At 68.2% G+C, this 17,666-nt stretch carries 16 protein-coding genes; 9 read left to right on the top strand and 7 right to left on the bottom strand.

Annotated features, from left to right (window positions below; all coding sequences use genetic code 11):
- Positions 1-36 precede the first annotated feature (36 nt).
- Positions 37-1,275 (bottom strand): amidase, encoded by a 1,239-nt coding sequence (locus ASF08_RS09855; protein WP_056144770.1) that lies wholly within the window; start codon positions 1,273-1,275, stop codon positions 37-39.
- Positions 1,276-1,683: 408 nt separating this feature from the next.
- Between ASF08_RS09855 and ASF08_RS09850 the strand changes: the two genes are divergently transcribed.
- The 3 genes from ASF08_RS09850 (at position 1,684) to ASF08_RS09840 (ending at position 4,465) form a co-directional block, all read left to right on the top strand.
- On the top strand, positions 1,684-2,412 hold the full coding sequence (locus ASF08_RS09850) for a GntR family transcriptional regulator (protein ID WP_056144768.1): 729 nt from the start codon (positions 1,684-1,686) through the stop codon (positions 2,410-2,412).
- Between the two features lie 126 nt (positions 2,413-2,538).
- Positions 2,539-2,763: a hypothetical protein gene (locus ASF08_RS09845; RefSeq protein ID WP_018042701.1), complete on the top strand. Its 225-nt coding sequence runs from the start codon at positions 2,539-2,541 to the stop codon at positions 2,761-2,763.
- A 70-nt stretch (positions 2,764-2,833) separates the two neighbouring features.
- Positions 2,834-4,465 carry a DEAD/DEAH box helicase gene (locus ASF08_RS09840; RefSeq protein ID WP_056144346.1) on the top strand — a complete coding sequence of 544 codons (1,632 nt, stop codon included), beginning with the start codon at positions 2,834-2,836 and terminating at the stop codon, positions 4,463-4,465.
- Positions 4,466-4,475: 10 nt separating this feature from the next.
- Here the strand turns inward: ASF08_RS09840 and ASF08_RS09835 are convergent, their stop codons facing one another.
- Complete coding sequence (locus tag ASF08_RS09835) at positions 4,476-4,889, bottom strand: nuclear transport factor 2 family protein (RefSeq protein WP_056144766.1); 414 nt, start codon at positions 4,887-4,889, stop codon at positions 4,476-4,478.
- Positions 4,890-5,078: 189 nt separating this feature from the next.
- On the opposite strand from ASF08_RS09835, the gene ASF08_RS09830 reads away from it, so the two are divergent.
- The 5 genes from ASF08_RS09830 (at position 5,079) to ASF08_RS09810 (ending at position 11,051) form a co-directional block, all read left to right on the top strand.
- On the top strand, positions 5,079-6,266 hold the full coding sequence (locus ASF08_RS09830) for an ABC transporter substrate-binding protein (protein WP_056144762.1): 1,188 nt from the start codon (positions 5,079-5,081) through the stop codon (positions 6,264-6,266).
- 190 nt (positions 6,267-6,456) lie between these two features.
- The gene (locus ASF08_RS09825) at positions 6,457-7,326 is read left to right on the top strand and encodes a branched-chain amino acid ABC transporter permease (RefSeq protein ID WP_018042697.1); all 870 of its coding nucleotides are present in this window, start codon (positions 6,457-6,459) and stop codon (positions 7,324-7,326) included.
- A 4-nt stretch (positions 7,327-7,330) separates the two neighbouring features.
- On the top strand, positions 7,331-9,796 hold the full coding sequence (locus ASF08_RS09820) for a branched-chain amino acid ABC transporter ATP-binding protein/permease (RefSeq protein WP_056144342.1): 2,466 nt from the start codon (positions 7,331-7,333) through the stop codon (positions 9,794-9,796).
- Between the two features lie 21 nt (positions 9,797-9,817).
- A complete protein-coding gene (locus ASF08_RS09815; protein ID WP_056144340.1) occupies positions 9,818-10,732 on the top strand; it encodes a polysaccharide deacetylase family protein in 915 nt (304 codons plus the stop codon).
- A 121-nt stretch (positions 10,733-10,853) separates the two neighbouring features.
- Positions 10,854-11,051, top strand: coding sequence for a hypothetical protein (locus ASF08_RS09810; RefSeq protein ID WP_018042694.1), 198 nt, complete (start codon positions 10,854-10,856; stop codon positions 11,049-11,051).
- A gap of 16 nt (positions 11,052-11,067) precedes the next feature.
- On the opposite strand, the gene ASF08_RS24685 is transcribed toward ASF08_RS09810, so the two are convergent.
- Complete coding sequence (locus ASF08_RS24685) at positions 11,068-11,310, bottom strand: hypothetical protein (RefSeq protein ID WP_156629526.1); 243 nt, start codon at positions 11,308-11,310, stop codon at positions 11,068-11,070.
- Between the two features lie 364 nt (positions 11,311-11,674).
- Here ASF08_RS24685 and ASF08_RS09805 point away from each other — a divergent pair, with 364 nt between their 5' ends.
- Positions 11,675-11,977, top strand: a complete 303-nt coding sequence (locus tag ASF08_RS09805; protein ID WP_056144336.1) for a hypothetical protein — start codon at positions 11,675-11,677, stop codon at positions 11,975-11,977.
- Positions 11,978-12,111: 134 nt separating this feature from the next.
- On the opposite strand, the gene ASF08_RS09800 is transcribed toward ASF08_RS09805, so the two are convergent.
- From ASF08_RS09800 to ASF08_RS09785, 4 genes are all read right to left on the bottom strand, one after another.
- Positions 12,112-15,219 carry an efflux RND transporter permease subunit gene (locus ASF08_RS09800; protein ID WP_056144334.1) on the bottom strand — a complete coding sequence of 1,036 codons (3,108 nt, stop codon included), beginning with the start codon at positions 15,217-15,219 and terminating at the stop codon, positions 12,112-12,114.
- Positions 15,216-16,301: an efflux RND transporter periplasmic adaptor subunit gene (locus tag ASF08_RS09795; RefSeq protein WP_056144758.1), complete on the bottom strand. Its 1,086-nt coding sequence runs from the start codon at positions 16,299-16,301 to the stop codon at positions 15,216-15,218. The genes ASF08_RS09800 and ASF08_RS09795 overlap by 4 nt, the downstream gene beginning before the upstream one ends.
- Positions 16,302-16,705: 404 nt before the next feature.
- The gene (locus tag ASF08_RS09790) at positions 16,706-16,969 is read right to left on the bottom strand and encodes a hypothetical protein (protein ID WP_056144331.1); all 264 of its coding nucleotides are present in this window, start codon (positions 16,967-16,969) and stop codon (positions 16,706-16,708) included.
- Positions 16,970-17,059: 90 nt separating this feature from the next.
- Positions 17,060-17,329 carry a hypothetical protein gene (locus tag ASF08_RS09785; RefSeq protein WP_056144755.1) on the bottom strand — a complete coding sequence of 90 codons (270 nt, stop codon included), beginning with the start codon at positions 17,327-17,329 and terminating at the stop codon, positions 17,060-17,062.
- Between the last annotated feature and the right edge of the window lie 337 nt (positions 17,330-17,666).

Below are 17,666 nucleotides of genomic sequence, written 5' to 3'. Positions count from 1 at the left end.
CCGAAATGTACCGGCGTCCGGACATTCGGGACGACCTCATGGCCTGTCGGTGAAAGCTTTCTCCAGGAATTTTGCCGCCGCGAGCGCTCGCGCATCGTCTCCGAAGCGGGCGATGACCTGCACCCCGAGCGGCGGGCCCTCCCCCGGCACGGGGACGGTGACGCACGGCACGCCCATCATCGTCCAGAGGCGGTTGAAGCGGGAATCGCCGGTGGAGGCGTAACCCTCCGGCGCTCGGCCCGGGGCCGAGACCGTCAGCAGGACGTCGAGGTCGGAATTGCGCAGGATGTCCCTCAGGCTGCGCCTGGCGTGATGCGCCACGCGCCGGGCCGCGTCGTAGGCGGCGGCCTCGATGGTCCGGGATGTGTCGAGATGGGCGCGCAGGAGCGGGGGCAGCGAATCGCGGTGGGTTTCGTATTCCCAGGCGAGGGCTTGCGCGGATTCGAAATCCTGGATCGTCGCTTGCTCGTCGAAGGCATGGCGGAACTCGTCGGGCAGGGTGAAGGCGCGGATGCCGGCGCCCGCCGCTTCCGCCATCGCCCGCGCCCGGTCGAGGGCCTCCAGCGCCTCGGGTTCGGCAGCCTCGCAATAATCCGGGATGAGCAGCCCGATCCGCGGCACTGTGGCGGGCTGGTCGATCTCCGGCCGGCCGGCGATGAGGGCGAGGGCATGGGCGGCATCGGCCGCGCTCGCGGCGAACAGGCCGAGCGTGTCGAGGGTCCAGGAGAAGCACTTCACCCCCACCGTCGGCAGGAGTCGGAACGACGGTTTCACGCCGACGACGCCGCAATAGGCAGCCGGACGGATCACCGAGCCGCCGGTCTGAGTTCCCAGCGCCAGCGGCAGCATGCCCGCGGCCACGGCCGCCGCCGAACCGGCGGAGGATCCGCCCGGCGTCCGGCCCGGCGCACGGGGATTGCGGGTTTCGGTCGGATCGATGAAGGCGAAGGCGGTGGTGGTGGTCTTGGCCAGGGGCACCGCGCCGAGGCGCTTCAGCCGCGCCACGATGGGGGCATCGGCGCGCGGCTGCCAGTCACGATAAATCGATGACCCCATCTGCGTCGGCAGGTGGGCGGTGTCGATGATGTCCTTGATGCCCACCGCGATTCCAGACAGCGGTCCCGTGTCGGGAACGTGCGGATCGGGATCGGTCGCCACGAAGGCGCGGATCGATGGTTCGTGCTCGGCTATCGCGTCCCGGGTCAGCGCCACGGCCTCAGCGGGGGTGAGCGACCCGGCTTCGATACGGGCGCGCATGGACAGGAGCGAGAGCATCGTCATCGGGTGGCTCGCGGGGACGCGGTTGATGGGAAGCGGGTGGCTCGTTCTAAGCAGGTTTCACCTAGACGGTCACCGGTTTGGCGTTCCGAAACCTCTGACACCCCAAAGGTAGGAGCGAGGTGAAACCTCGGCCTGCCGACGCGAACCCGCTCAGGGGGCGGCGAGGAGCGTCTCCGGCCGCCCGTTAGGATCGTCGAGGTGATGGCAGTTGCGCCGGGGAACGTCCAGCGGAGCGCCGTTCCGCGAGGCGTCGGCCTTGCAACTTCCGGATGAGCCATTCATTGCCGCTCAGCTTTGGTCTCTGTCATGCATGGCGCGTCGGCCGAGGGAGAGCGACGACGGAAAGCGTGCCCGAGACACGCCCGTGGCCGGAGCACTTCGAGAGTAGGGATGTGGGAGACGATGGCGGGAGTCGAGACGCAGGCGGCCAAGGATCGCGTGGGCATGATATGCCAGTCCCTGCGCCGCGCCATCGTCGAGCGTGCGCTGGCGCCCGGCGACCGCCTGCCGGAGGATGCCCTGGGCGAGCGCTTCGGCGTGAGCCGCACCATCGCGCGGCAGGCTCTGGGGCAACTCGCCGGTGAGGGGCTGGTGGAACTGCGCCGCAACCGGATCGCCATCGTGGCGACCCCGAGTTGGGAAGAGGCGCGCGACACGTTCGAGGTCCGCATTTCCCTCGAGCGCCTCGTGGTCCAGCGCTTGGCCGGTCGCCTCACCGCCGAGCAGGAAGCGAGCCTGCTGGCCCATATCGACCAGGAGGACGCGGTTCGCGGCGGACCCGAAGCCCCGTCGATCCGCCTCGCCACCGAGTTCCACCTGCTTCTGGCGCGGATGACCGGCAGCCCCGTCCTCGTCCGCTACGTGGCCGAGCTCGGCTATCGCTGCGCGCTGACCCTCTCGCTCTACAGCCGGCCGCATTCGTCGGATTGCGCGGTCAACGAACACCGCGAGATCGTGGCCGCGCTGATGGCCGGCGACGTCGACCGGGCGACCCACCTGATGGATCACCACCTCGATGCCGTGGCGGTGCGCGCGCACATCGTCGCCGAGCCGCCGCGAGACCGCGACCTCGGCCGGGTCCTGGCGCCCTACGTCACCGAGAAGAGTACTTTGCGACGCAGGGCTGGTTGAAGCGGCGCAAATGCGATTCCGCGCCGGCTTGCGACATGCGCCAATCCATCGGCTTTAATCTCTCGGCAACCCTGAAAGCCTAGGCCCCTCTCCTCGGACAGCCGGCCCTGACAGGAGAAGCCCGACTTGCGCGAACCGTTCGTTCCCGATGCGCTGGCCGAGCGGCTGCGGGCCAAGCGGCGCAATACGAGGCCGGTGGCGGCCCTGGTCTGCGAGCCCGCCAAACCCGTCTTCGCCGAGTTGCTCGATGGGCGCGGGCATGGCACCGGGCAGTTCGTCCGGCTGTCGCAGGGCATGGTGGAGCGCATCGCGCGGGTGATGCGCGATGAGGTCGTCGGCGGAGGGGCTTGAACGGCCGGCGAGGCCGCATCCCGCTGGACTGCTGTTCCGGTTCGGCGAGAACGGCCGTACAGAGCCGGCGATGGATCTCAGACCCTACCAGCGTGCCAGCCTCGATGCCCTCTATGCCTCGTGGCGCGACGAGACCGGCGATGGGCTGATCGTCCTGCCCACGGGGGCGGGCAAGGCCTTCGTCATCGCGGCCCTGGTGCGGGAGGTGATCGCCGAGCGTCCCGAGGCGCGGATCGCCATCGTCACCCATACCCGCGAGCTCATCGCCCAGAATCATCGTGAGCTCATGACCTACTGGCCGGATGCGCCGGCCGGCATCTACTCGGCGGGGCTCAACCGGCGCGAGACCGCGACGCAGATCCTGTTCTGCGGCATCCAATCGGTCTGGAACCGCCTCGACGCCATCGGTGCCTTCGACGTCGTGGTGGTGGACGAGGCCCATCTGATCCCGCGCGATGCCGAGACCCGCTACGGCCGGTTCCTCTCGGGCCTGCGCGCCGCTCGGCCGGACCTGCGCGTCGTCGGCCTCACCGCGACCCCGTACCGGCTCGATAGCGGCCGCCTCGACGTGGGCGAGGGCCGGCTGTTCGAGCGGATCGTCTACGAGGCCAATGTCGGCGACCTGATCCACCAGGGCTACCTCGCCCCCCTGATCTGCAAGGCCACCGCCACGGCGCTCGACGTCTCGGGTGTCGCCAAGCGCGGCGGCGACTACATTCCCAGCGCCCTCGAAGCGGCGGTGAACCAGGATTGGATCACCCGCGCGGCGGTGGAGGAAATGGCCGGTTTCGGCCGCGACCGCCGGGCGTGGCTCGCCTTCTGCGCGGGCATCGCCCATGCGGAGGCGGTGCGCGATGCGGTGCGGGCGGAAGGCTTCAGCTGCGAGATGGTGACAGGCGAGACCGGCAAGCGCCAGCGCGACCGGATCGTGCGCGATTTCACCGCCGGGCGCCTGCGCTGCCTCACCTCGGTGGGCGTCCTCTCCACCGGCTTCAACGTGCCGCGCGTGGATCTCATCGCCCTGTTGCGGCCGACCCAGAGCACGGGGCTCTACGTCCAGCAGGTGGGCCGTGCCTTGCGCACCGCGCCGGGCAAGTCCGATGCGCTGATCCTCGACTATGCCGGGCTGGTGCGGATGCACGGGCCGGTGGACATCGTCACCGCGCGCAGTGCCGCCGCGATCAAGGGCCGTGAGGGCGAGGTGCGGGCCAAGCCCTGCCCCGGCTGCGGCGCGCTCATCGCCCTCAATGCCAGCACCTGCGAGGCGTGCTGGGTGGAGCCGGACGAGACCGACGAGGATGGGCCTGGCCACGAGGCGGCGGCCGACGACGAGCATCCGATCCTGTCCCGCACGGTTCCGGTCTGGCAGGGTATCTCCCGATGGCGGCTCGGTCGCCATGCGGCGTCCGGCAGCCTCGATGTCGAGTTCCGGACCGAGGACGGATCGAGCCACAGGGTGCGGATCGCCCTGGAGCAGGCCGGCTATGGCCGCGAGAAGGCGGTGCAATGGTGGCGTCAGCTCGGCGGGGGGCGCGACGTGCCCATGACCGTCGTCGAGGCCCTGGCGCGGACCGAAGAACTCACCCGCCCCGCCGCCATTCTGGTCCGCGCCAACGGCCGATTCTCGGAAAGCGTCAGCTATCGCTTTGCGGACGGCCGCACCTTCGTCGATACGCGGCGGCTCGCCGGAGCCGACGCCTGAGCGCGCTCGCTTATGCCGAGACGCCGTGCTTCGTGAGCAAGCGTTCGGCGCTGTCGTTCCAGACCTCCATCGTCACGATCAACCCGCCGCGGACGGTGAAGCGGTCGACGTAGCGGTTGCCCTCGAACGGGGTGCCATCCGGCCATTCGCCGTAGAGGGTGCCGAGGCTGTAGACCGTGGTGAACCCCTCCCCCGGCACCACGTCCAGACGCTCCATGCGCTTCTTCACCCAGGCATAGCGGCCCGCGTTGAACGCCGTCACCTCGCGCGGATGCCGGAAGACGCGGGCGCCGGTGAAGACGATCTCGATCCCCGGTGCCATGTAGCCCGCCGCCCTCTCCGGATCCGGCACCATGGAGGCTTCGAGATAGGCGGTGACGATGGCCGCGTCGGTGCCGGTATCGGTTTTCGGTGTGTCGCTCATGCTTCCGCTCCCCATTCGATCGCGAGCCTGCCCGAAGCTCGACCGAAGTGCATGCAATTAGTGTATGCAGTTTGGCGTGAAAGCAGGCAGCGGGATTCCTGTGCGCAGGAATTATCTATATATTTCAATTGCCTGGGAAATGGCATGGCGGTTGCGGCGACGGATGCAATTCTTCCGGAGTTCCGATCCATGCGCAAGCACAGCCCATCGCCGATGACCCGCCGCCTCGCCCTCGGGGCGACAGCCCTGTTCGGGCTCTCGCTGATCGCTCCGGTCCAGGCGGCCGAGTCGATCAAGATCGGCCTCGTCACCGCCCTGTCCGGTCAATCGGCGAAATCGGGCGAAGCGATCTCGCGCGGCATCGGGCTCGCCATCGACGAGATCAACGCGGCCGGAGGCGTCCTCGGGCGTCCCCTGGAACTCGTGGCCCGCGACGACGAAGCCAACCCGTCGAAGGGCGTGCTGGCCGCCCGTGAGCTGGTCCAGCGCGTCGGCGTCGTCGCCCTGGTCGGCGGTCTCGATACCCCGGTATCCATGGCGATCGTGCCCATCGCGAACCAGATGAAGGTGCCCTTCCTCGGCCCCTGGGCGGCGGGCACCGGCATCACCCGCAACGGTGCGGCCGACAATTACGCGTTCCGGGTCTCGGCGGTGGACGCCCTGGTCGACGAGGCCCTCGTCGCCTACGCCGTCAAGACCTATCAGGCCAAGAAGCCCGGCATGATCCTCGTCAACAACGCCTGGGGCGAGTCGAACCAGCAGGGTCTCACGGCCGCCCTGAAGGCCGCGGGCCTGCCTGCCGCCGGCATCGAGAAATTCGAGGCGTCCGATGTCGACATGGTGCCACAGCTGACCCGGCTGAAGGAGGCCGGCGCCGATACCCTGTTCATGGTGGGCAATGTCGGTCCCTCGGCCCAGGTGGTCAAATCCCTCGACCGGATGGGCTGGACCGTCCCCGTCGTGTCGCATTGGGGACCGGCCGGGGGGCGGTTCGACGAACTCGCCGGCCCGAGCGCGGCCAAGGTGCATTTCATCCAGACCTTCACTTTCGCGGGCAACGCCTCGCCCAAGGCCGTCGCCGTGCTCGATGCCCTGAAGGCGAAGTACCCGGCGATCAAGTCCATGGCCGACGTGACCCCGGCGGTGGGCATCGCCAACGCCTACGACGCGACGCATCTCCTGGCCCTCGCGATCGGCGAGGCCAAGTCCACGAAGGGGCCGGACGTGCGCGACGGCTTCTACAAGATCGCCACCTATCCCGGCCTCATCAAGACCTACGACAAGCCCTTCGCCCCGGACCGTCACGACGCGCTCGGGCCGCAGGACTACGTCTTCACGCGGTTCAAGGACGGCGAGATCGTCGCCGTGTCGAACTGAGGGAGCGGCCATCGCCGTTCATCCCACCCGCCACCTCATTCTGAGGCGCCGCGAAGCGGCCTCGAAGGAGGTCTCCAGAACTCACTGTGCGAACTTGACGCCTCCTTCGAGGCCTCCGCTTCGCTGTGGCGCCTCAGGATGAGGTGGCTGGGTGGGATGGACGACATGATACGGTGAAAGTGAGAATTCCATGCTGACCGGCTCCCTCGTGAGCGGCCTCGGTCTCGGGAGCATGTACGGGCTCATCGCCCTCGGCTTCCATGTGACCTATGCCGTCTCCGGCACCGTGAACTTCGCGCAAGGGAGCGCCGTCACCCTCGGGGCGGTGCTCGGCTACATGCTCGGCATCACGCTCGGCTGGCCGATGCCCCTGGCGGTGGCGGCGGCCCTGGCCGGCTGCGCGCTGCTCGGCATCGTGGTCGAACGCATCCTGGTGCGGCCCTTCGTCGAGCGAGGCTCCGATGCCTGGCTGCTGGCCACGGTGGCGGGCGGCGTGGTGCTCGACAACGTCATCCTGTTCACCTTCGGCAAGGAGCCGCGCAGCCTACCCTCGCCCCTGGCGCGTGACCCGATCGACCTGTTCGGCACCGGAATATACCCGCTGCAGATCGTGATTCCGGTAGTCGGCCTCGCCGTCGCCTTCGCCATCCGGACGGTGTTCCGCCGGACCGATCTCGGCCGCGTTCTCCTGGCGGTGGCGCAGAATGCCGACGCCGCGCGGCTGATGGGCATTGATGTGCGTCGCACGGTGGCCTGCGCCTTCGCGCTCTCCGCCCTGCTCGCGGGGGCGGCGGGCCTCCTCATCGCCCCGCTGTTCTCGGTCTCGGCCGAGATGGGCACCCTGTTCGGCATCAAGGCCTTCGCCGTCGCCATTCTCGGCGGGATCGGCTCCGCCACCGGCGTGGTCCTGGCCGGGCTGCTCTACGGCGTCGTGGAGGCTCTGGTCACCGGATATCTCGGCTCCGGCTACACCCAGATCGTCGTGTTCTCGGTGATCATCCTCGCGCTGGCGCTGCGCCCCGACGGCCTTCTCGGCCGGGCCGCCGTGAACAAGGTCTGAGCCGATGCGCGCCGGAAGCTCCGCCCTGCCCCTCGCCATTCTCGCCCTCACCGTCGCGGGGATCGGCCTCGTGGCCGCCACCGACGGCTACAGCCATTTCATCATCGCCCTCGTGGCGTTGACGACGCTGGCCGGAACGGGGCTGAACGTCCTCCTCGGCCTCACCGGCCTGATCTCCTTCGGCCATGCCGGATTCTACGCGATCGGCGCCTATGCGAGCGCCATACTGACCCTTTCCGGGGTCAGCTTCTGGCTGGCGCTCCCCGCCGCCGGCCTGCTCTCCGGGGTTCTCGGCGGCGTACTCGCGATCCCCGCCATGCGGGTGAAGGGCCCCTATCTCGCCATGGTGACGATCGCCTTCGGCTTCATCGTCGAGCATGGGCTGATCGAAGGCGGCGCGCTCACCGGAGGCCAGAACGGCCTCGTCATCGCCACCGGCCCGACCCTGTTCGGATTCCCGTTCCTGGAGCGCGAACTCGCGATCCTGTCGGTGCTGGGTGCCGGCCTCGCCCTCTACGGCTTCCACCGCCTCGCGCGCAGCCGCCTCGGCCTCGCCATGCGGGCGGTACGGGACGCGGATGTCGCCGCCGCCTCCCTCGGCTTCGATCCGGTGCGGGTGAAGACCCTGGCCTTCATGATCTCGGCGGCGCTGACCGGCCTCGCCGGGGCGGTGCTGCCGCCGTTGATGCTGTTCATCGCGCCGAGTTCGTTCCCGTTCACCCAGTCGATCCTGTTCGTGCTCTCGGTGGTGGTGGGAGGCGCCGGCACGGTGCTGGGGCCGCTCTTCGGTGCCCTCGTCACCGTCCTCTTGCCGGAGACCCTGTCGGGTCTCGCCGAATACCGCCTGCTGTTCTTCGGCCTCGCCACGCTCGTCGTGTTGTGGCTGGTGCCGGCGGGCATCGTCGGCAGCCTCGCGAGGCTGCTGCCGCGCCGCCTCACCGGAACTGCGTCCGGAACCGGCGGCGACGTCGCGTCCTATCTGGCCCAGCCACAGCCCGAGGCGCTCGCGGTGGAGGGGATCGGCATCAGCTTCGGCGGCATCAAGGCGGCGCAGGACGTCTCGGTAACGGCCGCCCCCGGAGCCGTCACCAGCATCATCGGCCCGAACGGGGCCGGCAAGACCACCGTGCTCAACATGGTCTCGGGTTTCTATCGGCCCGGTGCCGGGGCGATCCGACTCGCGGGTCGGGATCTGGCCGGACTGTCCGCCCACCGCATCGCCCGCGCCGGAATCGCGCGGACCTACCAGACCACGCGGCTGTTCGGCTCACTGTCTGTCATCGACAACGTGACCCTCGCCATCGCCCCCGGACGCCTGTTCAGGGCGGGCGCAGGAAGCGACGTCGATGCTGCCACCGCGCTCCTCGCCTTCGTCGACTATACCGGGGGCCTCCACCGGCCCGCCGCCGAACTGCCGCATGTGGACCGCCGCCTCGTGGAGATCGCGCGCGCTCTGGCGGGCCGACCGCGCGTCCTCCTTCTCGACGAGCCGGCGGCGGGCCTCACCCGCGCCGATACCGACCGCCTGGGCAGCCTCCTGCGTCGGATCGCGGAGTGCGGAATCGTGGTGGTCCTCGTCGAACACGACATGCCCCTCGTCATGGGCATCTCGGATCATATCCTCGTCATGGATGCAGGACGACCCATCGCGCTGGGGGATGCCGCCACGGTACGGGCGGATCCCGCCGTTCTGCGGGCCTATCTCGGAGGCGCCGACACCCCTGCCCGGCCGCGTCCGTCCCCATGGACGGGCCCCGCCGACGCGGTCCTTTCGGCCCTCGACCTGACGGCAGGCTACGGTGCCGCTCCGGTCCTCGACCGCCTCTCCCTCGATGTCCGGCCCGGTGAGACCGTGGCGCTCCTCGGGGCGAACGGGGCCGGCAAATCCACCGCCATGCGCGCGCTCAGTGGCCTGCTGCGTCCGGTGGACGGATCCGTCATCTTGGAGAACCGCTCCGTTGCCGGCCTGCCGGCCCATGCCATCGCCCGCCTCGGCCTCGCCCTCGTGCCAGAGGGCCGGCAGGTCTTTCCGGAACTGTCGGTGGTGGAGAACCTGCGCCTCGGCGCGCATGGACGGAAGACCGCCATCGATCCCAGCGAGGTGGAGGCCCTGCTCGACCGGTTCCCCCGCCTGCGCGACCGGGCGACGAGCCGGGCCGGCCTGCTGTCCGGCGGAGAGCAGCAGATGCTCGCCATCGCGCGCGGGATGATGGCGCATCCGCGCATCCTCCTCCTCGACGAACCCTCCCTCGGGCTTGCGCCGTCCATGATCAACGCCCTCTACGCCGTGGTGGCGGAGTTGCGCGACCAGGGCGTCACCATCCTCATCGTCGATCAGATGGCCGCACTGGCCTTGACCGTTGCGGATCGCGGCTACGTCCTGGAGCAGGGCCGCGTCGTCGCCACCGGATCGGCGGCGGAGCTCTCCGCCGATGAAGGTCTCGCCGCCGCCTATCTCGGCGCTGCGTGACAATCTGAGCCTATGAGACAGATGAAGGAGCGCGACGCTTTGACGGACGCAGGTAACGACCATGGCCGCTATGCCTACAGCGCCCTGCCCGACCGCCCGGTCTACGATTGGCCGGGGGGCAAGCGCCTCGCCGTCTACGTGGCGCTCAATCTCGAGACCTTCGATTTCGGATCGGGCCTCGGCGCCGAACTGGCTCCCGGCGGCCCTCAGCCCGACGTGCTGAACTACGCCTGGCGCGATTGGGGCAATCGCGTCGGTGCCTTTCGGATGAAGGCCCTCTTCGACGAGCTACGCCTTCCCGCCAGCGTGCTGGTCAACAGCCGGCTCTACGAGGATTGTCCCGGCCTGATCGAGGCCTTCCGGGCGCGGGGCGACGAGATCGTCGGGCATGGCCGCACCAATGCCGAGCGCCAGGGCAACCTCGAAGAGGAAGCCGAGCGAGCACTCATCGCCGAGGCCACCGCCACCCTGACGCGGGAGGAAGGCAAGCCCCCCGCCGGATGGCTCGGCCCCTGGATCTCGCAATCACGCGTCACGCCCGATCTCCTGGCGGAGGCGGGCTACCGGTATCTCCTCGACTGGGCGCATGACGACCAGCCGGTCTGGTTCGCCACCCGCGACGGCGGTCGCATCCTCTCCGTGCCGTATCCACAGGAACTCAACGACATCCCCGCCATCGTCGCGAGGAAGGACTCCGCCCGGGACTTCGCCGCCATGATCGTCGACGCGTTCGACGAGATGCTGGTGCAGTCGCGGGAGGCGCCCCTCGTCATGGGGATCGCTCTGCATCCCTACATCGTCGGCCAGCCGCACCGGCTGCGGCCGCTGCGAGAGGCGCTCACCCATATCGCCTCTCATCGCGACGAGATCTGGCTCACCACCGCCGGAGGTATCGCAGGCCACGTGATGGCGAGCGCGTTAGCCGATCCGCAATAGGGCGGACGCCACGGGGCAATCGACCGGGACGACGAGATTGGCCACTCCGTCCGTAATTCGCCGGTCAGAGATGCGGTATAAAAGGGTGGAAGGCGCCGGAACCTTGCGCCATATAGGGGACATGACCGAAACATCGACATACCCCTACACCCTGGAAATCCTCAGCCCCCGCACCGAGGGCGCGACCTATCAGTGGGCCATTCGCAAAGGCGGCAAGCTCGTCCAGCGCTCGGATCGCAGCCTGACCAGCGAGGCCAAGGCCCGCGAGAACGGACTCGCCCAGATCGAGAAGCTTCTTTCCGGCTTCGGCGAGCGGTAAGTTCGTCGTCCTTCGATCAAGGTTGCATGAGCGGCGGCTGACCCATCAACGCGGCAATGCCGTGAATCATGCGCGCTTCGAAGAAGCCCCCGTCGGGAATGTCCGGCGGGGGCTTCTTTCGTTTCCATCGTGACACGGACGCCCTCGAACGGTCGGTCCGTGTCATCAGCCAGGATATGGCGCGGTCTGCCGGGACATCGCTGTCGGTGAAACCTCGGCAGCTTGAGGCGGCAAGCTGCTTCGGAATCTTTTCTGGCATATTATATCCCAGTGGTGCATTCCTGAGTTCGATTGCTGGGAGGCCGTTTCATGGCAAAGCCGATACAACCCGATCGTCCGATCTGGCCCCAACTTCCGGACAAGCCCGGCGACGTCGATCCGGTTTTCGAAGATCAGACTCCGTCGAGCGAGCCTTCGCCGAGCCTGCCGCAAGCCGATCGCATATCCGCCGACCCGGCGGAGGGTAGCGAGCCTGTGCGCCTGCGTTGAGTGCCGAAATCGTTCCCGGCGAGAATCAAGAGTCGCAGGCCCATATAAGACGATCCGGCTGCGAAGCTTGAAACCTCTCGTCGGCCGCGTTGGTTGACCTCCCAGAGATCCACTCGTGAACTTTGGGACGTTTGATGACGAAGAATGCCGCGTTACTCGCCAGTGTGTTGTTGACTGCCTCAGTACCTGCCTTCGCGCAGTCGACGGGTCCTGCCGAGATCAAACAGCCGGGTCCGGCGCGCATGACCTCGCCGGGCACGTCGGATGTGCCGGTGGTCAAGCCGGGCGGCATCGATAACAGCGGTCCGGGTTCCATCGGGACCGAAGCCTATGGCTCCACCGGCGCGGAAAGCCGCTCGAACAATTCGGGGGCCGCGGGCAACGCCAACAAGCCGGAAGTCGCGATCCCGAACACCGGCGGTGGTGGCGGTCGATAAACGGAAGGCGGTGGACGACCGACCGGCCCGCGTGAGGGGGCACAATCGCGGGCCGGTCGATGTACCGCGCGTTCATGGCCTGAACGCGCGATCCCTGGAATGTCCGGTGGAGCCGGGCGCGAACGACGTCCTGCTCAGGACGCCGCGGGGTGAGCCATCGCGGCTTCGCCGGGCGATGCCCGTTCTCCCGCCGGCTCCCGCTTCACGCGGAACCAGAGGGCGTAGAGGGCCGGGAGAAACAGCAGGGTCAGCAAGGTGCCCACGCCGACGCCGCCGATGAGGACGTAGGCCAGCGCTCCCCAAAACACCGAGTGGGTAAGCGGGATGAAGGCGAGCATGGCGGCGGCGGCGGTCAGGATGACCGGGCGGGCGCGACGCACGGTCGATTCGACGATGGCCTCGTAATCCGACAGCCCCGACGCCCGGTCATGGTGGATCTGATCCACCAGAATGAGTGTGTTGCGCATCAGGATGCCCGACAGGGCGATGAGGCCGAGGATCGCGTTGAACCCGAACGGCTGATGGAAGATCAGCAGGGTCGGCGCGGCGCCCACGAGGCCCAGCGGCGCGGTGGCGAACACCATGAACATGGTGGCGAAGGAGCGCACCTGGATCATGATGACCGTGAGCGTCACGATCAACATGATCGGGAACACCGCCACGAGCGACATCATCGCCTTCGCGCTTTCCTCCACGGCGCCCGCCGTGTCGATGCGGTAGCCCGGTGGAAGCTTGGCCTTGATCGGTTCCAGCAGGGGGAAGATCTGGGCGTGGATGTCCGGCGGCTGTCTCCCGTCGAGGACGTCGCCCTGCACCCGGATGTAGCTTTCCCGGTTGTAGCGCTTCAGCACCGCATCCTCGCTGCGGCTCTCGAGCCGTGCGACCTGGGAGAGGGGTACCTGGCGCCCGTCCTTCGTCGCGAGGGTGAGGTCCCCGACTTCGCCGAGCGAGCGCCGTTCCGGGCCGGGGCTGCGTAGCAGGACATCGACCGAGCGCAGGTTCTCTCGCACCTGGGTCGCCGGCATGCCGTTGAGGTAGCTCTGCAATTGCTGGCCGGCTTCCTTCGGTGTCAGGCCGATCAGGCGCAGTCGCTCCTGGTCGAGAGCGAGGTGCAGGTTGGGGGTCTTGTCGCCCCAGTCGAGATGGACCATCCGCATGTTCGGGTTGGCCGCCATGACGTCGCTGACCTCGGCGGCGATGCCCCGGATCACGTCGAGATTCGGCCCGACCACCCGGAAGGCCACGGGGAAGCGGATCGGTGGCCCGAAGACGATCTGCAGGACCCGCACCCGTGCCTCGGGAAAGCGCCCCTCGTCGACGAGTTTGCGGACCTTGGTCCGCAGGGCGTCGCGCGCCGCCGCGTCGGCGGTCTGCACCACGATCTGCGCGAAGGCAGGATCGGGTAGCTCGGGATCGAAGGACAGGACGAAGCGCGGCATGCCCTGGCCGACATAGCTCGTGATCTCACCGGCTTCCGGCAACTCGCGCAGGGCGGTTTCCAGCCGCGTCACGCTGGCCTCGGTGGTGGCGAAGGCCGAGCCCGCCGGCAGGGTCACCTCGACGATGAGTTCGGCGCGCTCCGAGTTCGGGAAGAACTGCTGCTCCACCTTGCCCATGGCCACCACCGCGCCCGCGAACAGGGCCACGGTGATGCCGGCCGCCATCCATTTGTGGTCGACGGACATCCGCACGAGGCGGCGCAGGCGCTGGTAGTTCCTGGTGGCGTAGATCGCGTCGTGGCCGCCTTCCACCCGCTTGATGTTCGGCAGGAGCTTGACCCCGAGATAGGGCGTGAAGGTCACGGCCACGATCCAGGAGATGATCAGCGAGAAGGCCACCACCCAGAAGATGTTGCCGGCATATTCGCCGGCCGTGGACGCAGCGAAGCCCACGGGGAGGAAGCCCGCGATGGTGACGAGGGTGCCCGTCAGCATCGGCGCGGCGGTGGCGCTCCAGGCATAGGTCGCCGCCTCGATCCGGTCGGCGCCCTCCTCCATGCGCACGACCATCATCTCGATGGCGATGATCGCGTCGTCGACGAGGAGGCCGAGCGAAATGATGAGGGCGCCCAGGGTGATGCGGTCGAAGTCGCGACCGGTGATCATCATCACCACGAACACCGCCGACAGGGTGAGCGGCACGGCCAGCGCCACCACGATGCCGACCCGGAAGCCGAGCGCGGCGAGGCTGACCACGATCACCACCCCCAGGGCGGTGAAGAACTTGACCATGAACTCGTGGATGGCCTCGTCGATGACCTTGGCCTGGTCGGTGATCTTCGTGAACGAGATGCCGACGGGCGTTTCATGATGGATCGCGATCTCCTCGGCATTGAGCGCCGCACCGAGATTCAGCCCGTTGAAGCCGGGCTTCATCACCAGGCCGAGCATCAGCGCGGGCTCGCCGTCGTTGCGGATGGCGAAGGTCTTCGGATCCTCGTAGCCGCGCTTCACCTCGGCGATGTCGCCGAGCTTGAAGCTGCGATCGCCCGCCGCGACGGGCAGGTTGCGGAGGGCATCGAGCCCATCGATGGCGCCGTCGAGGCGGAGATAGACGCGCGGTCCCCCCGCCTCGACGAATCCGGCCGGGGTCACGTCGTTCTGGTTGGCGAGAGCCGCCAGCAATTGCTGGCCGGTGATGCCGAGGGTGGCGAGGCGCTGGTAGGAGATCTCGACGAAGATCTTCTGGGCCTGCTCGCCGAGGATGTTGATCTTCTCGACGCCGGGTATGCGCAGCAGGCGCTGGCGAAGCTCCTCCGCCCGCATCACCAATTGCCGGTGCGGCAGATCCTTGGCTTGGAGTGCGTAGAGAGCGAAGTAGATGTCGGAGAATTCGTCGTTGGAGAGCGGTCCCAGCACGCCGCGCGGCAGGCTGGAGGCCTGGTCGGAGAGCTTCTTGCGCGCCTGATAGAACTCCGCCTGGAGCCTAGCCGGAGGCATGTTGTCCTTGAACAGCACCTTCATCAGCATGAGCCCGGGCCGGACCGTGGTCTCGACGCGGTCGTAGTAGACGAGCTCCTGCAGGCGCTTCTCCAGCGGATCGGCGACCTGGCGCTGCATCTCGTCGGTGGTGGCGCCGGGCCATGCGGCCGAAACCACCATGACCTTCACGGTGAAGGCGGGGTCCTCGGCCCGACCGAGCTTCTCGAAGGCGAAGAAGCCGGCGCCGGTGAGCGCGATCAGTAGGAACAGCGTGACCGCCCGCTCCCGGACGGCGAGCGCGGAGAGATTGAAGCCGCTCACGGTGCCACTCCGGTCGTAGCGAGGGGAGAGACCCGGACTTTCTGCCCGGCCTTGAGGAGATGCGCCCCGAGGGCCACGATTCGGTCGCCGGGATGCAGGCCGGAGACGATGTCGGCGTTCTCCTCGGCCATGCGGGCGACGGCGACGGATTGGGCCGTGACGGTCTGGGTCTCCGCGTCGTAGCGCCAGACCGACGCGCCCTGGCCCTGGTCGAACAGGGCGCCGAGCGGCACCGCCACCGCGGCCGCCCGTGCGGCGTCGGTGGATTTGAGTTGGAGCGTCACCGTGGCGCCCAGCGGTGCGGTCTCGCCGCCGCCCGAGAGAATGTAGCGCGCCCTGTAGGTCCGGGTCGCGGCATCCGCCGTGGCGGAGAGCTCACGCAGCCGCGCCGGATAGGTCACCTCGCCCTCCGCATAGAGGATGGCCGAGGCCTCGCCCTGCGCGGCGCGCCGGCTCCCCTCGGGCAGGAACACCTCGGCCTCGCGGGCGCCGTCGCGCGCCAGCTTCACCACGGTCTGCCCGGCGGCGACAACCTGGCCCGGTTCGGAGGGCACCTCCATCACGACGCCGTCGGCATCCGCCTGCAACTCGGAGTACCCGGCCTGATTGGCGATCTGGCTCGCCTGCGCCTCGGCATTGGCGAATTGCGCGATGGCGGAATCGGCCGCACCCTTGTTCTGGTCGTAGGTCTGTTTCGAGGTCCAACCGTCGGAGACGAGCTTGCGGCTGCGCTCCTCATCGGCCTTCGCCTTGATCATCTGTGCGCGAGCCGCCTCCACCGAGGCACGGGCTGCATTGAGCGCCAGGCTGAAGTCGGTCCGGTCCAGGCGCATCAGCGGCTGGCCCCGCGTCACCCGATCCCCCGGGTCGACGAGCCGTTCGAAGATCTTGCCGCCGACGCGAAAGCCGAGATTGCTCTCGGTCCGAGCCCGGACGACGCCGGTATAGCGCGCGATCCCTCCGCCACCCCGCGCGACCTCGACGGTCTGGACCAGGGGCGGTTGAGGCGACACCGCGGTCTCACCGGGCGAGCAGGCCGCCAGGGCAAGACCGACAATCCCGAGGGCAATCCTCGCATCCATCACGCATTCCCCCGGCAACGGCACCATCATTAAGATGATGATCGTAATATATTCGGGCGTAGGTCAGCGTCAAGGGTGTGGCGAGAGCATGCTGTGGCCATGCAGGCAGCCGGGATGGTCAGGGCACGACCGTGACGGTGCGCGGCCGGCCGCATCACCGTCGCCGACCCGCTCCTCGAAGCGAAAACGGCGGCCGAGGGAGATCAGACAAATCGGGAAGCTTCGGCCAAAGCGACGCAGCCGTGGGACGCCCGCTGCGATCGTATTCCGATCACCATGTTCCGACCGCCGAGCGCCGAGCGCCGAGCGATCGATCAGGAGCGGCAGCGAGGCGCCGGGACACGTGCTGATGCCCGGCAGCGACGCATATTCGCTGGGACGTCGGTCGCGGCGCCGGGAAAGGCTCATTCCCGCAGGGGGCGAGCTTCGAGGATGGCCGCCAGAATGAAGGGACGCTTCATCAGCGGACCGGTATTCCCGCGGTTGACGAAGTCGTTCGCGCCGGGATGTCGTCGCACGGCTTTACCGAGATCGAGCCGGTAGCCCTCCTTGAAGACGAACGGGGGCGCCATGGAATTCGAGAGGTAAGTTTCAACGGCAGCCGCCACCTCCTCCTGGGAGATGAGGTTCAGTTTGCAAAGGGCGGCTGTCGTCAGCTTCTCGGTCATTCGGAACGGTAAGACTGCGGGGCAATCCCCGCAACCGTCCCGCCGTCGCGCCGTACCGAAGAAGACGGGTGAGCGTATGGCGCCGCCGTCTTAGCGGTCGCGACGCTCCCGAACGGTGCCACGCTCTTCACGCCGCTCCATCCGCTCCTCGCGCCGATCCGGATCGACACCGAGCACGCCCCCGACGGTGCCCGTCGCGGCCCCGACCGCACCGCCGACCACCCCACCGACGGGACCGGCCGCGCGATTGCCATCCTCGATCCCGCGTTCGGCGCCCCGTACCGTCCCCTGGGCCTGTGCCGATGCGGTCAAGGCGAGGGGCGAAAGAAGGACGGCCGCAGCGATAATGGCATGTTTCATGAGGGTCTCCTCGACTGATGGATCGAACGGGAGGCTCACTTGGGCGAGCCTACCCTGCGTGATCGAACAACGGTCGAAAGACGGATTGGTCGCAAGCGTGACCCTAAGAGACACACTGGAGCGTCAACTAGAGCTGCGCCCGACCACGTTGGGTCGGGGCACATCTCTAGGCCTTTGTTTTGCCGCGCTCTTTTTCGCCGAACCGGCATCCACTTCGGCGTAGAGCGCTCTAGGGCGTTCCATCAGGGCAGGTTGGAGATAACGGAGCGGCACTAGGCCAGGGAGGCACGTCGAAGGACGAAGCTCCTTGGACGCCAACTCGCTGTTCCAATCAAAC

This window comes from Methylobacterium sp. Leaf85 (assembly GCF_001422125.1).
GTDB lineage: Bacteria > Pseudomonadota > Alphaproteobacteria > Rhizobiales > Beijerinckiaceae > Methylobacterium > Methylobacterium bullatum.
The sequence above is the reverse complement of the archived record's forward strand: the minus strand, read 5'-3'. Positions and strand labels throughout refer to the sequence as shown.

Coding starts and splice junctions, on each gene's coding strand:
- ASF08_RS09855 (WP_056144770.1), bottom strand. CDS start 1,275: ATGCTCTCGCTCCTGTCCATGCGCGCCCGTATCGAAGCCGGGTCGCTC.
- ASF08_RS09850 (WP_056144768.1), top strand. CDS start 1,684: ATGGCGGGAGTCGAGACGCAGGCGGCCAAGGATCGCGTGGGCATGATA.
- ASF08_RS09840 (WP_056144346.1), top strand. CDS start 2,834: ATGGATCTCAGACCCTACCAGCGTGCCAGCCTCGATGCCCTCTATGCC.
- ASF08_RS09835 (WP_056144766.1), bottom strand. CDS start 4,889: ATGAGCGACACACCGAAAACCGATACCGGCACCGACGCGGCCATCGTC.
- ASF08_RS09830 (WP_056144762.1), top strand. CDS start 5,079: ATGCGCAAGCACAGCCCATCGCCGATGACCCGCCGCCTCGCCCTCGGG.
- ASF08_RS09825 (WP_018042697.1), top strand. CDS start 6,457: ATGCTGACCGGCTCCCTCGTGAGCGGCCTCGGTCTCGGGAGCATGTAC.
- ASF08_RS09820 (WP_056144342.1), top strand. CDS start 7,331: ATGCGCGCCGGAAGCTCCGCCCTGCCCCTCGCCATTCTCGCCCTCACC.
- ASF08_RS09815 (WP_056144340.1), top strand. CDS start 9,818: ATGAAGGAGCGCGACGCTTTGACGGACGCAGGTAACGACCATGGCCGC.
- ASF08_RS09810 (WP_018042694.1), top strand. CDS start 10,854: ATGACCGAAACATCGACATACCCCTACACCCTGGAAATCCTCAGCCCC.
- ASF08_RS24685 (WP_156629526.1), bottom strand. CDS start 11,310: ATGCCAGAAAAGATTCCGAAGCAGCTTGCCGCCTCAAGCTGCCGAGGT.
- ASF08_RS09805 (WP_056144336.1), top strand. CDS start 11,675: ATGACGAAGAATGCCGCGTTACTCGCCAGTGTGTTGTTGACTGCCTCA.
- ASF08_RS09795 (WP_056144758.1), bottom strand. CDS start 16,301: ATGGATGCGAGGATTGCCCTCGGGATTGTCGGTCTTGCCCTGGCGGCC.
- ASF08_RS09790 (WP_056144331.1), bottom strand. CDS start 16,969: ATGACCGAGAAGCTGACGACAGCCGCCCTTTGCAAACTGAACCTCATC.
- ASF08_RS09785 (WP_056144755.1), bottom strand. CDS start 17,329: ATGAAACATGCCATTATCGCTGCGGCCGTCCTTCTTTCGCCCCTCGCC.